The 17,222-nt window shown below is 40.0% G+C and carries 1 protein-coding gene; it reads right to left on the bottom strand.

Annotated elements, in window-relative coordinates; genetic code table 11:
• Positions 1-15: 15 nt before the first annotated feature.
• A complete protein-coding gene (locus tag FB2170_RS17285; protein WP_041632728.1) occupies positions 16-17,148 on the bottom strand; it encodes a T9SS type B sorting domain-containing protein in 17,133 nt (5,710 codons plus the stop codon).
• Between the last annotated feature and the right edge of the window lie 74 nt (positions 17,149-17,222).

The raw sequence follows: 17,222 nt of genomic DNA, 5'->3' as shown, positions 1-17,222 counted from the left end.
TGTTTTAGGTTAAGTTTATCTATACAAGGTAAAATGTCCTACGAATTCTCTATCATCATTTTCTCCTTGTAGTTTAATAATGTACCAATAGTCACCCGTAGGTAGTTCGGCTCCATGGTAAGTACCATCCCATCCATTTTGGTCGACAACGTTATCTTCTACTACTCTACCATAACGATCATAAATTTTTATTAGTATCTCAGGGAACCCTTCTAAATTCTCTGGAATCCAGAAGTCATTATTACCATCTCCGTCGGGAGTAAAGAAATTAGGAATTTCAATATCTATGAACTCCATAGCTATCATCGCAACCACTTCACAGCCCAATTCATCAACTACCCTAACTTCAAATGTGTCAGTCCTATTAATGAAATACGTATTGTCATCTCCGTTATCATCTCCATCAAAATAAAAGGTATAAACACCGCTTCCACCTGTTGCAATAGCTGTTATTTCGTTGATATTATTGTTTTGCAACTCTAAGGTCAAAGGTTCAAATGCTTGGATTTCAAAATCAATTTGATTTACACAGCCGTTTGAGTGTGCAATAGTCAATTGATGCATTCCAGGGGCTATATCGGCAAAGTCTGGAGTCAATTGCATATCCAGTGGATCCAGAGAATCAATAGCGTACATGACATCACCAGCAACTGAAGAGTCCTCAAGGGTCACTTCAATATAGTTGTTTGGTGTGTCTCCGGTACACTCGTAGATTGGATCTACTGTGGCATTTAGGTTAACACCAGGAGCAACTTCAACGACCAGATTATCTTCACAACCTTGCGCATCTCTTACAAACAACAAGTAATTTCCAGCTGCAAGATCGGTGAAATCCACTCTATCTTGTACAAAATTTGATAAATCATTTAGACTTATGCTATATGGCGCAGTACCGCCAGATATTGAAACCGTAATCGTACCATTTTCTTCACCTACACATATTTCAGGGGTGGAAGTTGCAGATATCTGCATCATTGCAGGCTGATTAATAGTATAATCCAACATCTCGAAACAACCGTTCATGTCCTGGGCAATAACTGTATAATCACCAGGAGACAAATTGGTAAATGTATTGACCGTATCAAACTGATTTAAATTAGGTGAAATCGCATATTGATATCCACCGGATCCACCAGAAAGTGTTACTGTAATACTACCATTGGTGTCGCCAAAACAGCTAACATCTACAACATCTTCTGTGTAAGTTAAAGGTACAGGCTCAGTAATGATTACCTCTTCAGCAGGGGCAACACAATCTTCACTATATACATTCACATAATATGTGCCAGCAGCAAGACCCGTGAACTCACCCAAACTCTGCGGTCCGGCAATTCTAGAGGCCAATGTTAAGGCGGCATTGGTATATAATTCATATTGATAGTTACCCAATCCACCTTCTGCGCTTGCATAAATGATTGCTGTGGCATCACCATTGCAATTGATTATTGCAGCTGATCTATCAACAATTAGAGCCAGCGGTACAATTGCGTTTTCAGTAATTTGGTTAGAAGCTACCGATTCACAAGCCCCGCCCAAATCCCTAACATAGTACTGATGAGAACCTGCACCCAAGGTGCCTGTTTCAGGCAATGGCATTGGGTTACTGGTCATTGGACTAAATGTTACATTATCTAAACTGTACTCATAAGTACCACTACCACCAGTTGCACTTAATTCAAACTCTACCCCAGTTGCACAGGTCAAAGGATCTGTGCGAATCAGTGTTGCTTCAATTAATGTGGGTTCAGTGATTGTTACTTTGTTGGTTTCAACATCACAGTTCCATCCATCAGAAACAGTAATACTATAGATTCCAGCCCCTAAGCTGTTAAAGGTGTCACTTGTTTGCCTTGCTGATGTAAATTCAATAAACGTATTTGAAGCATCGTAATAGTTTAGTTGATATTCATAATTACCACTACCATTTATTACGTTTGTGGCAGAAACAGTTCCTGTAGTGTCACCATAACATATCAATGCAGTATTTAAAGGAATGGCATTGGCCGTAACAGCTATGGGCATTACAAATAAAACAGGGTATGGGTTAGTAATTGAACATCCACCTGCATCGACAATATTTACACTATAATCACCTGCTGATAAGCCAGCGAATACAGCAGCATTTACATCAAATGCTGTATCATATACTTCTGCAGTAGTCGTGTTGGTTAAGGTAATGTCATAAGGCGCTACACCACCTGTAGGATTCACTCTTATTTCACCTTGATCATCGGTACATTCTACTTCAGCAAGCACTGTAGTCACTTCAGTCAATGGCATATCTGGCGATAAAACGGTAACCATATTGGTATCGTCATTACAGAAAGGCACTGTGGTTTCAGTAACTGTAACATAATAATTACCACCGTCTAACCCACTAATTAATCTAGGGTTAACACTTGTATCTGTACTAACAACTACACCAATAGCATTGTTTGCATCATCATAAAGCTGATAATCATAAGTTCCAGTATAACCAGAAATATTTATTTCCAATGAACCGTTACCATCTCCAAAGCATATCACAGGATCAATTGCAGTTGCAGTAACTTCAATTAAATCATAAGGAGCTATTTCGTAAGGTAATGTATCAACATAACAACCAGTGTTTGTGTCGGTGATTCTAAAGGTATAACTACCTACGGCGGTTAAATCAAACTCGGCCGTAACATTCGTGGGTGTACCAGTTAAGGAACCATTCGGGTTACCAATAGGCAATAATTCATATGTATAATTATTAGCAAGATTACCGTCATCAGCTACTGTGATGATCACTTCTTCCCTTCCATTTACACAGGTTATTGCGTCAATTAAAGTAACAGTAGCTGTGAATGTATTGATTGGATCAATGATAACACTTGTTGTATCGGTACAACCATTGTCGTCCATTATTGTAACAGAGATATTTTGAACCACACCTGTGTCAACCACATCAAAAGTATTTGAGGTGAAGAAATTGGTTCCGTCGATACTGTATGTATATGGAGCTGTCCCATCTGCACCAGTCGCAGTAATTGTAGCAACAGAAACCGTATTGCTTGGATTACAAACAAATGTTGTGGCGGTAGCAGTAACATCGATTGCTACAGGTTCAGATATCACAACTGTCTGTGTGTCTGAACACGCTCGATCGGAAGTCACCGTAATATCATAAGAGCCTTGTACCAAACCAGTGAATATATTACTGGTTTGAACTGTTGGTGGATTCACACCATCATTCAAGGTATAAGTATATGGAGGATTGTCGTTTGAAGGATCAAGGATTACCTCGATAGATCCATCATTGCCTCCGAAACAAGAGACATTTTCCTGAACATATGTGAATACTACAGGTGTAGGTGTCTCTAAAGTTATAGGAGCCTGTGCGTCACAGCCTGAACCGCTTGTGTCATAAACAATGGCAGTATACGTATCTGGTGCTAGACCGGCAAACACATTGGATGGCTGACGCACTCCACCGGTAATACTCACGTTACCACCATCAAGAAGATCATATTCGTAGCTTCCAGAACCTCCGTTTGCAGTTATTGTAATTTCTCCATCATTTAATGCACAACTTGGTTGTACGGTACCAAGTGGGGTCAAACCAAGAGGTGGCAATATTGTAATGGTATCTGTAGACAAACAACCGTTGGCATCTCTAACCGTAACGGTATAGGTTCCAGCTGCAGAAACAATAATTGTATTGCTTGTTTGGTAACCATTTCCAACACTATATTCAAGAGGTGCAATACCAGTTCCTACCACATCAAAAGTATATGTTGTTCCGTCTGAAGCACATTGATCCGTAGCATATACTGGGGCTGTAACCGTTGGCATTGGATCTTCGTCCACTGTTATTGTTATAAAAGTCGTACAACCTCTAGAATCCTGTACATAAACATCATAATCTGTTGGATATGTAGCCGGTGTCAATACCGCACTGGCACTTGAGGTGTACAATCCTGTCGGAGAGGTTGTTGTTGGTACAAATGCATATGTATAACCTGGAGTTCCACCGCTGGCCTGAACACTTACTTGGGCACCAATATTACAATTCGCATTGATGTTACTAATTTCGATTAAACTCACTGCTGCGTCTGGTGATTCTATCGTAACAGTGTTTGATAAGGCATCACAGAAAGGAACGTCTGTTGCAATCACTTCCACATAATAGTTTCCTGCAGGAAGTCCTGTTAAAATTCTTGGGTTTACAGATGTGTCAGTAGCCACAACCGCACCTATTGCCGTTGCTGTATTATCAAATATCTGATAAGTATAATTACCTAAATAATTGTTTACCTGAATACTCATTTGCCCATCAGAATCCCCAAAACAAGTTACTGGAGCTACGGGAGCGGCAACAACTTCAATAAGATCATAAGGAGCAACAGTATATGGTAATGTTGTAAAGTAACAACCGGTTACATTGTCTGTTACCCTGAATGTATAATCACCAGGAGTAGTCAGTGTGAAATCTGCAGTAGTACTCACTAGACTTTGTGATGGACCACTTGGGAGTTGCTCGAAAGTAAAATCTCCCGATCCTCCAACTACGGTTACACGTACAGTTTCTGGATTTGAACAAGTAATAGCATTTACCAAAGATACCGTTGCATCGGTAATAGTTGGTAATGGGTTGATTGTTACAGCGTCAGTATCCATACAACCATTATTATCCCTAACAGTTGCTGTAATGTTCTGAATCGCGCCTGTATCAATAATATTGAATGTATTAGTTGTAAAGAAATTTATTCCGTCAATACTGTATGAATATGGGGCGCTTCCTGTAACTGGAACATCTATCGTAAGGATCGACTCATTTACCGTATTATCAAGAGCACAGGCGAAATCAGTTGCACTGGCGCTGGCCACCAATTGCGTTGGTTCTATAATTTCAATGCTGTCTGTTTCAACACAACCTCTATCGGAAGTGACCGTAATAGTATATATTCCTGAATTTAATCCTGTGAATATGCCCGTATCATTGGTTATTGTCGGATCCACACCATTATCTATTAAATAAGTATAGGGTGGATTGTCATTTACTCCATTTGCTGGAGTTATTAAACTAATCGTAATAGTTCCATTTGCATCGCCAAAACAGGTAATATCTGTTTTTTGTGTAGTATCTAGCGTTACTGCAGTTGGTTCTTCTAATGAGATAGGCGCATCGGCAACACAATTTGGTGTGCCCAGTGTATTGTCGGTAATTCTCACAATATAATCACCAAATGCAACTCCCGTAAATTGGTTTCCAGTTGGGGCTATACCTGTTGGTGTAAGATCAGAACGTAAAAGTACTGCAGTATATGCACCGGACCCACCACTGACTGTAAATTCAATCACACCATCGTTTGTGACACATGTCGGTTGGGTAAGGGCAATTGCATTTGCGGTTAATTCTGGCTCAATGGTAATATTCTCTATTTCACCACAATTATTGGCATCTCTTATCTCAATAACATATGCTCCAGCCGTTAAGCCAGTATAGTTATATGGGAAGCTGGCAATACTTTGGAAAGCACCTCCATTTATACTCATAGTATAAGGAGCTACACCTGTATTGATAGCATCTAAAGAAACTGTTATTGCAAAACTGCCCTCATCTGCACATTCATCATCGATAACCAAAGAAATATCAGGTGTTGTATCAGTATCTACAGTAATCGCAAATGGTACGGCAATAACACACCCGTTTGCATCTTGGACATATATATCCCAATTTAAGCTTGTTGTTGGGTCTAATTCAATGGTATTATCAAAAGGATAAACACCAGGATCACCAGCGCCACTTATTGAGGCACCATAATTATATCCTGCTGTGCCACCAGTAGCCTGCATGGTAACTATCGCATTGGCTTCGTTACAGTTCGCATTAACATTACTGATTAATGTCAAGGCCAAAGGTTCAGGAGCATCAATAGTTACATTATTGGATGTACCAACACATTCAGGGAATGCGGTTTCGGTTATTCGCACAGAATAAATTCCTGCAGGAAGTGTTGAAGCAACATTGAATATATATGGATCACTCGTTGCGTTATCAGAGTTGTTCGTTCCAGCAACAGCTGTGCCAGTAGCATCAAAGACTTCATAATCAAAGGTTCCTATATAGCCCGTGATTGTAACCTCAATTATACCGTCAGAGCTATCACTACAAGTGGCATTATTTGTCACAACGGCCGTTACATCTATTAAATCATAAGGCGCAATTGTATGTTGGACTATAACCGAACAATTGGTTACCGTATCAGTAATTTCATAAACATAGGTTCCTGGTGCGGTCAGAACAATATTTGCTGGGTCGGCTACCACATTAGCGCTTGGTAGTTCGGTATATGTGTATGTTCCCGAACCGTTTGAAGCGACAATTTCAATTATTTCTTGTCCGTTGTTACAGTCAATCACTTGGTTTTGGTTGATAACCGCCGTAACCTCCTGCATGGTAGGAATAGCTACAATCGCATTGTCTTCACAACCATTTGCATCCCGAACAACAACAGTAACATTTGGTGAGCCAAATGGCACTTCAAAAGTACTGGCAGTTTGGAAATTCACACCACCGTCAAAACTATAAACATATGGGCTTGTACCTGAAGGATTTCCAGGGGTGGCATCATTAACAGTTACGCTAATGGTACTGGCCAAATCTGTACAATTAAAGGCAGACGCAGATGCTGAAATATCCAGTTGAGTCGGTTCATCAACATCAATAGGCAAAGTAGCTTGACAACCTTTGGCTGATATTACAGTAACATTATATGTGCCTTGAGTTAGCCCAGTAAATACATTTGAAGGTTGTCTTGTTGTTCCTCCATCTAAACTATATTCATAGGCAACATCAATATTGCCTGGATTTAATGTAGCTGTGATTGTACCATCATTTCCACCAAAACAACTAACATCTGTTGCGTCCAAAGTAAATGTCGGAATTGCAGGTGCGGGTAAGGTAATTGTTACCGGAGTTGTGCAATTTGTTGTTGTATCCTCTACTTCAAAAGTATAAGCTATAGAATGTGTAAGTCCAGTAAATATTCCTGAAGCTTGTGTTGGTCCTGCTGGAGTTATTTGAGTATAACTATAGTTTCCAGAACCACCACTGGCAGTAACTGTAACCTCCCCTGAGTTTGCTGGGACGCAGTTATCTGAAGCCGAAATGTTCGCGATTAAATCCAAAGGAGGAAAAATCGTAATATTTTCGGTCTCCGTACAACCATTGGCATCAGTGATTGTAAATGAATGTGCACCTGAACTTAAGTTAGAAACTGTCATTACATCACTTACCAAAACCAATGAACTCGCCTGTGGCGCACCTCCGTCAATACTAATTGTGTGCGGCACTATACCAATTGCATCTAAGGTAATATCTACAGAGAATAAACCTTCGTCAGCTGTACATTGATCGTTAAGAGCTACACTTATTAATGGGGTGGGATCTTCTGTAATGGTAACATCCAGTAATGGAGAAATACATCCGTTTGAATCTTGGGCATATATATCCCAAACCAAACTAACAACAGGGTCAAGAGTAAATGTTGATCCTTCTGGGAATGCTCCCGGAGCCGCTGCTCCGTCAATTACATATGCATAGCTATAGGGTCCTGTACCACCGCTAGCTCTAACCGTTACCTCTGCATCATCATTACAGTTGGCTGCTATTTGGTTAATTAAATTTAAAGCCACAGGTGTTGGCTCGGTAATTCTAAATGTTGTCGTATTACTACATGAAGGTAAAATAGATTCCTCAACAAAAAGTATATAGTCACCAGGGGGTAGATCTGTAACCGTCAAACTTTGAGGTCCACCCGCAGGTCCAGGCCCAATAGTTCCTGAATAAGTTCCAGCACCTACTACAGGTGTGTTGGTCAACGCATTAAGAATAGAATAATCTATATTAGTAACGCCTATATCATAATTATCTACTGTATAGGTCATGACACCATCATCTGCACCCGAACAAGTAATATCAGTTGTACTGTCTACCACAATTGTAATGGCCGATACTGGCGGAATAATTACTTCTTGATAACTGGTACAAAGGTTTACGTTATCAATCGCCTCAATAATATAAGTCTGGCCAGGATTAAGTCCTGTAAATGTTGCTATTTCCTCACCGGGCAAGCCTGGTACTTCTGTAGTTGGAGCGGTTCCAATTCCGTATATCTGGAAGCTATAATCTCCCGATCCACCTGAGCCAGTGATTTCCGCTGTTCCTCCCGTTGGACAATCCGGTGGAGGAATAAATGCAGATAGACTCAAATATGGATTTGACAATACACGTACCGACCCCAAGTCGCTTTCGCAACCGTTGGCATCCACTATTCTTACATAATAATCACCAAAATCAACACCATCGAAGGAATGTGTTGTACTTGCTGTTGTTGCAGGGTTGGGGTCTCCACTTCCCAAAACAACTATATTGTTTGAGCTATCATAAAGGGTATAAGTAAAGTTAGTAAATCCACCTTGTGTAATAGTTACATCTATCCCACCTAAGTTGTTTCCAACCCCAGGATTACAAGTAACATCCCTTGCAACCATATTAGATAAAATCTGCAATGGTTCATCTACTGTGGCATTACTTGTGAGTTCACAACCTCTTGAGTCTCTTACGATAAAAGGATAAACGCCAGCTGCAAGGCCTGAATATGTTGTAGTTGACGTGAATGCACTTCCATTAAAACTTATAGTGTAAGGCGCTGTTCCAAAACTAGTATCAACATCGATGAAAACTGATCCATCAACTCCACCAAAGCAAGCAACATCGGTAACAACAGGTGTCGCTTGAGGAGTTACAGTTGGTGTTATTAAAATTTCATTTGTTTCTACAGTACAATTTCTGGCATCGGTAATCAAGAACTGGTAAGTTCCTGCCGCACCTGCACCGTTGTAAGTGAATGAATTGCCAATTATTGGTGTCGTTGCACCGTATCCACCACCGTTTAATTGTACCTGATAGGTTGCATATGGCGTATATCCACCATTTACAGTTACATCAATAACAGCGTTTCCTGTGCATAAAAGATCTTGGGTTAATAGTGCAGTTGCCGCTAATTGAGGCTCAATAGTTTCCGTTAGGACATTGGAGACACAACCATAGGCATCAGTTACCTGAATATTATAAGTGCCTGGCGCTAGGTTCGATGTTGTAAAAGGATTTCCAATAATGGCGGTTTGAGCGCCTCCATCTATACTATAAGTATATGGAGCTACACCATCTGTAATATTGATTACAAATGAAGCCTGATTTCCTCCGTCATAACAAAAATCAGAAGCAGGATCTAAGGCAATAGTAGGTGTATCAGCTGGTGTTAATGTAATTGGTTTATCTACCACACAACCTCCTGCATCTCTTACGTAAATGTTGTAAGTCCCTGCAGGTACATTAGTAAACACATTAGAATTCTGGTATGCATAAACAATTGCAGGACCTACTGTATTCTCCAATTGATATTCGTAACTGCCCCAACCGTCTGTTGCAGTTACAGTTACAGTGCTATTTTCAATACAGGTAACAGGAGTATTGGTAAATGTGAAATCCAGGGCAGCAGGAGGGTCATTTATGACCATGCTGGTTGTTGTTGTACAGTTGGTTGTATCGTCTGTTATTGTAACGGTATAAGTGTCAGCTGCAAATCCAGCAACAGCTATTGGCGTTGTAAGATTAATATTGTTTTGAGATTGTACAACCAAGGACATACCATCTGTTACAATGTAACTATAAGTGGATGCGAAGTCACTAACTGTAAACGTGAATGCGCCATCAGAAGCACCAAAACAGCTAACATTATTGGTCAATTGAGAAACCGCAGTAACTTGTGGAATATCTACAACTGTATAACTTTCCTCTATCTGACAACCTTTATCGTCAGTTACCCTGAAGGTATAGGTATCAGGGGATAAACCTGTAAATAAGTTGCTATTGCCATTGTTAACAATGCTACCCGCAGGTGCGATAATTTCGTAGACGAAAGGCGCTGTGCCATTTACCACAGACACAGTAATATTAGACACTAGTGCAGGGCAGGTTATTGCGGAAGCACCAAAAGTAAGGTCGGTAGGTGGGTCAAGGGAATCTATTACAATTGCGGGAGTAATTGCCACACAACCATTTGAATCTCTCACCGTGATAGTATATGAACCAGTCGTAATTCCAGTGTTGAATGTATCTGATGGCTGGAAATTGATACCATCAATACTGAATTCATAGCCAGGAGTACCCCCTGAATAGCCGGTAACTTGTATGGTAGCTGAAGCATTATCACAACGATATTCTTGAACTAAATTGATTGTTCCTGGAGCAACTACAGTAGGTGCGGTCAATGTAACACTATCATTTGTTACACAACCTTTAGCATCAGTAACTGTGTAATTGTATGTTCCTGCAACTAAACCTGCATAGATAGTTTGTGTTGATGGTGCACTACCATCAAAAACAATTTGATAAGGTGTTGATCCACCGCTTATTTGTAGTTCTGCAACACCATCCGCACTTGTATTACAAAGTGGCTCGGTTATTACTTCAACTACTGTTGGAGGATTGTTATCTGTAACAACTATTTGGTTTGTAGTAACCGTACAACTTTCAGTATCTGTAATTATAAATTCATAGGTACCAGCTGTTGTGGTAAAGTATGAAAAAGGTATACTTGGAACAGCCGTACTAGCAAGTATGGTACTTCCATCTCTAATTACCTCATAAGTGAACGCTGGATTTCCTCCAGCAATATTTATGCTTATTTCAGCATCTGGAGTTGCAGTACAATCTAAATCCTTAATTAGGGCTGCAGAGGCTGTTAAAGTTGGGAAAACATCAATACTAGCACTTGCGGTACAGTTTTTACTATCAATAACTTCTACTGTATAACTTCCTGGTCCTAATCCTGTGAAATCAACATCACTTTGATAGGCGCCACCGTTTAAACGGTATTGGAATGGCGCTTCTCCTCCTGAAGTTACAGCAGCCGTTAAAACAAGTCCGGTTGTGCTATCATAACAAAGACTATTGGCGCTAACACTAAGTACCGGTGACACCGTTGGGTTCAACGTGAAATTACCAGATACAACGCAGCCATTAGCATCGGTAACATTTACCGTATAAGCTCCAGAGGTGTCTGAAAGACCAGTGAATGTACCCGAAGTATTTGTAGTTGAAGCTGCACTTGGATCAATAATCTCGTATGTATATCCTACCCAACCTCCAGATACGTCAATTGTAACGGTTCCGTCTCCAGTACAAGTCGGATCTGTTGGTGTAATACTATCAATTACTAAAGTCGATGGTGGATCATTTACTGTAACTGTTGTGGTATTTGTGCAATTGGTTGTTTCGTCCGTAACTACGATAACATAATTGTCAGCAACAAGTCCAGTAAGGTTTATGGTAGTAGTTGATTGCCCTGTAATAGCTGCTCCTCCATTAATTGTGTATTGGTAAGTTGTTGAAAACCCGCTTACGGTATAATCCACCGCTCCGTCAGCAGACCCAAAGCATGAAACATTATCAACTAATATTCCAACAACATCGATAGGGGTAACCGGGTTAATGGTATAATTTTCGGTATAAGTACATCCGTTGGCATCTGTCACCAAGAATGTGTAAGTGTCTGGTGCAAGACCAGTGAATATATTATTTGTTCCGTTGTTTATTGAAACTGGTGCAGTTATTTCATAGGTAATTGCACCTGTTCCATCTGTAACTGTTAGAGTAACATCAGAGGTTTCAGCAGGACAGTTTGGTGGTGTTGCACTAAAAGATATGTCCGTTGGTGGGTCTAATGCGGGAATAATAACCGCTGTTGTAATGAAAGTACATAAGCTGGCATCTCTTACCGTTATTGTATAGGTGCCGTCCGTGAGACCGGTAAAAGTATCCGAAGCTCCAAAAGTTACACCATCAATACTATAAGTATATCCCGGAGTTCCTCCAGTTATATTCTGAACTTGGATGGTTCCATCTTGTAGACAAGTATACGGCTGTGTTAATATAGCATCTGCAGCCATTGGGTTTGGTGCAGTAAGGGTTACACTCCCATTGAAAGTACATCCTTTGCTGTCCTCAACAACATAATTATAAGTACCAGCTGTTAAACCAGTATAAAGTGTTTGAGATGATAAGCCAGCACCATCAAAGTTTACTTGGTATGGGGCTGTTCCAAAGCTTGGGTCAATTACGATTTCAACACTACCGTCAGTTGCCCCATCACATGTAGGATTAATCGGGTTGTTTGTTGCAGTCGGGTTTGTAATTGGATCAACAATAACTGTAGTTTGCGCTGTACATCCTTCGTTGTCTGTAATCAGGAATATAAAGGTGCCATCTACGGCCGTGTTATAGGTAAAAGTGTTTCCTACTACTGCTACGCTTGCCCCACCATTTACTTGATATGAAAAACCAGCATAACCCCCATTTATGGTTATATCAATAATAGCTTCAGGAGAAACGGTACAATCCAGTTCTTTTGTAAGAACCGGTGTAATAGTCAGTTGTGGTTCTATAGTAATATTGTTTGATGTCCCAGGACATCCATAGGTATCAGTAACAACTACAGTATAAGAACCTGGTGTAAGATTATTAAAAATATTTCCACCTTGTGTTGGGCCACCGTTAAGGCTATAGGAATAAGGTGCTACACCTCCACTTGCGGTTGCTGTAAGGCTTACTCCTGTGGTTGGATCATAACATAAATTGGTCGTTGGGTCAAGTGTTACTGTAGGATTTACAGGTGTTGCTATATTAAATATATCAGTTACAATACATCCACCAGCATCAGTTACACGAACTGTATGATTACCAATTTGGGTCAATCCTGTAAACACATTACTTGGTTGTGGGCCAAGAACAACTGCATTTGGTTGTATGATTTCATAAGAATATCCTCCCCAACCATCAGTTGCGGTTATGGAAATTGTTCCATCTGCAGAACAGCCAAGTGGAGTTAAATTATATGTAAAGGCTAAAGGGTCGGTAGGCTCACTAATTGTGACCACATCTGTTGCGGTACAGTTGGTGGTTTCATCTGTGACAATTATTGTATAATCACCAGCTGAAAGCCCTGTCAAGTTAATAGTGCTTGCTGTTTGGGCGGTGATATTAGCCGCACCATTTATACTATAGGCATAAGTTGATGCAAAATCAGTTACAGTAAAATCAACGGCACCATCTGATGCACCCACACAGGTGACATTATTCACAAGAACGCCTGCAGTGGCGATCGGAGTTACGGGTGCAATTGTAAAGTCTTCTGTATATTCACACCCTTTGCTGTCTACAACCCTAAAGGTATAAGTATCTGGAGCGAGATTGTCAAAATTTGCAGTTGCTCCAGTTATAGACGTGGCTGCAATCGTGGCAGGTGCGATAATATCAAAAACGAAAGGTGTATTGCCGTCGACAACGGTCACTATTACGTTTGATGTTTGCGTTGGACAATTTGGAGCCGTTGCTGTAAATGTTAAATCAGAAGGCTCGTTAAGTGGATCTAATGTAATTGCAGGTGTTGGGAACAAACAACCATTCGCATCTCTAACGGTAATGGTATATGTGCCATCAGTTAAATTTTCAAATCTATGTGCATTTGGAGTAGTATCTGGAATAAATGTGACTCCATCAATACTATATTCAAAAGGTGCTGTGCCTCCAGCAACATTTTGTGCTTCGATTATACCATCTTGAGTACAGGTATAATCTTGAATAAGTGCAGAGTCAGCACTTAATGCGCTGGTCGGGGTCGATATTGTGTAATATTCAAAATAATCACACGAGGCACTTCCTTTACGTTGATTGATGACTATTGCATAATCACCAGAAGCCAACCCAGTGAAATATCCTGTGGTATTTGTGTCCAGAGCATTGGCAAGATTGTAATTGGTTTCATCGAAACCTGTAGCATCAAATAGATAATAGGTTAACTGGTAACCGTGAGCATCAGTAAGATTGAATTGAATTGTTCCTGTGGAATCACCAAAACACTGTACATCCGTTAATGTTATTGGGTCAAATTCTGCTGCAGGTTGAAATTCTATACTTACGGTATTTGAAATGACTGGACAACTATTACGGTCTACAACAACAAAAGTGTAATCTCCTGGCAGAAGTATATCAAAAATAACGCTCGTTTGAAACTCAGCTGGTGGAATATCGTTTACGGTTGGATATGAAGTAATCGTAGTACCACCTTCATCAACATATTCCCAAATGGCATAGGTGTGGGGAGTTTGTCCACCATTGGAATCCATTTGTATATTTCCTTCTTTACAAGAAATATGTTGTGAAACCTGAGCGGTTAAGGTTAAGTCATTCTCATCAAGAATGGTGATTTGTTCATTATATGAACAACCATCATCGGTATTTACATAAGCAATATAATCACCTGGATTTAAGCCTGTAAACGTGTAGTTATTATTTGTTTGCGCCAGCTCGTCATCAACCAAAGTTCCTAATCCACCATTAGAGCCATCATCTAATCGTATTTCGTAGTCATAATTAGCATCAGCATTGGTGACCTGAATAGTGGCTGTACCTAATAAGTTACAATTTGCAGGAGTGAAGTTTACGTTGTACTGAACATCCCTTTCTACAATACCAATCACAGGTGTTTCGAAAATACAGGCATCGTCTATTGGTACGCCCGCATTGTCTAACTGAGTAACTTGAACTCTATATGCGCCATTTTCACCAGTTCCAAAATCAAAACTTGGGCCATTGTTGGCGCTAAAAGGAATTAAAATATTACTTGTTGCATCATCAACCAATTGGTAGCCGTAACCCGCACCTAAATTGGTGATGGTAATGTTACCATCAGCCGTACAAACGATATCGTTGTTATTATACAGTATGTCCAATGTATTTTGAAACACATTAAAATAGAATCGGCTCGTACACCCGTTTTGATAGGTTACAGACAGTCTATATTTGCCCGCACTTGAAACCAAATAGTTATTACCAGTTCCCTCTGGAGCCCATGTACATGTAAGGTTTTTATTTGCACAATCATCACCTGAAGGGGTACAACTTCCTTCGTCTAATCGTTCCCAAACAAGACTTTGCGCGTCAAGAATATTAACCTGTAGTTGACGGGTATCACCCACACCACAAAGGAATAACTTGGGTAATAAATCATTATCAATGCTACATTGAACTATTTCCCCAGCCAAATCATTGGAAGGATCTGTGTCACTATTTACATCGTTGAAGTATTCTATTATTGGATTAGGAATTGTACCTGAACCATAAGGAACAACAGTTATAATTTCTTTAAACCCTTTACATGGGTCAGCAACAATTTTGTCTACGATGTAAGTACCAACAGTTGTAACTGACATTGTGCTTGGGTCATTGTCTGGGTCACCATCTGTGATTACCGTATCTGTTGCATCAAACTGATTATTGCCATTGTCATCTCTTACCCAAATGTATTCATCAAAATTATCACCTGCATCTAGAATAGCTTCACTACCACAAAGCTCAACAGTACGTTCAAAATTACAGTCGGAAAGATCATCCAATAAAAAATTGGTTGCTCCGGGAATTATGAATCCACAAGTGTCAAAATCAGTAACACTGGGGTCATCTGTAATTAGTGCCGTATTTTCTACTCCCTGATAGGTTGAATAGGCTAAATTTTGTATGAGATCAGAGCAGGCATCTATAAAGTCAAAGCAATTTTCAGCTACCTGTACGCGCATTCGTATTGAATACGGTGTAAGTCCTTGCTCAACCAAATTGTTTGGGATTGAAAAGGTCACAGTTCTGCTTGCTGGCTCATATATGTAGGTTACACCCGGAGGCAATACCATATCAGCAGCTGTAAAGTCAACGCCATTTGGCGGGGCAACATTTACAGGAAGAACATCTCTTATTGTGTAATTGTCCGCATCATCATTGCCAATGTTCTGAAATGAAAGAACATAGTCTAAAGTTTGACCAAGATTAACGCCGAGACCTGTGATGTCAACCCCTCCTGGAGTATTTACTTTTTTTTCAAGAACAATATTGGGCTCAATGATTTCTACATCAAAAGAGGTAAAGAAAACGTCATATTTATCTTGGGTTGAGCTTAGTCTTAAAACAGCACTTGTTGCGTCATTTGGAATTACATTGTTGCCTGGAACATTGGTGACAGGAAATAAATCCACATCCCATCCTAAAGTATTTAAACTATTCGGGTTTCGTGCTGTAAAAATATTTGGATCTATGGTAATGTTCGAATTAAAGAAATTATTGGCAGGGTTTAAGGTGCTGCTAAGTGGAGTGAAAGAGCCATTAGCGTTTATTTGTAAACCATCTCCACCTATTCTGTTATCTCCTTCAAGAGCAGCAATACCAATATTTGCATTTACTTGAAACGGTGCAGGAAGAGTGGTAAAGCCACTGACTGGGATGTCTACGTCTGGTGCTGCAGAAGCAATACCAGCATACCCATCGAAAGTAGTAATGTATTTACTGCCTGGTAAGTTTGGATTTTCATAAACCACGACCATGGTCCACCCACCAGAAATACCTCCAGATATACTACTTCCGGAGCTTGCATTTACGTTAGCAACAAAATAATCACCATCTGGGTTTGCAAGCCCAGTAACTATTGAAGTTACATCTTTATAACACGCATATGGGCTGTAATAACCAAAATCTGCATCACCATCACCATCAAAAAGAATTTCATCGGCTATAAGATCTTGGTAGGTACCTCCCGGAACTTGAAACTTAACGTCATCAATAGTACTTCTATCACCGTTTACATAAACGGCAGACCAATACAGACCTGCATAGCGCACTAAAGAGCACCCTTCATCAGGGACATCTAGAGTAGCACTACTAGAACTAAATGTAGTTGGATCACTATCAACATCAATATACTGCATATTGAGATTGTCGTTATAGTCTGAAGAGCTTCCTGTTAGGTTATAGGGGTCATTTGCACTATTTGCGGGTATCCACGTATGTTCGGCAACCCATCTCCATCGTCCTCCTCTTCTAACCCAAGCTCCTTGCCAATAACCATCATTTTGTCTGTTTACTATATTATTAGCTATAAATGTCAATTCTCCACGAATGTCAGCGGAATAACGAACGTCAAAATCGTTTTTTACTTGAGAAAAGGCCGAAAAAACACCTAAAAAGAGAAAACTCGTTAATAAAAGAATTTTGGTTGACTTTATTTTCATTAGGTCGGTAAGTTTGGTATTAACTACTACTTAATTCTAATCTTTACATTGGTAGCCTTCGATAATGTTGAATC

The organism is Maribacter sp. HTCC2170, assembly GCF_000153165.2.
GTDB lineage: Bacteria > Bacteroidota > Bacteroidia > Flavobacteriales > Flavobacteriaceae > Maribacter_A.
Note: the sequence above shows the minus strand (reverse complement) of the source record. Positions and strands in the feature narration are given on the sequence as shown.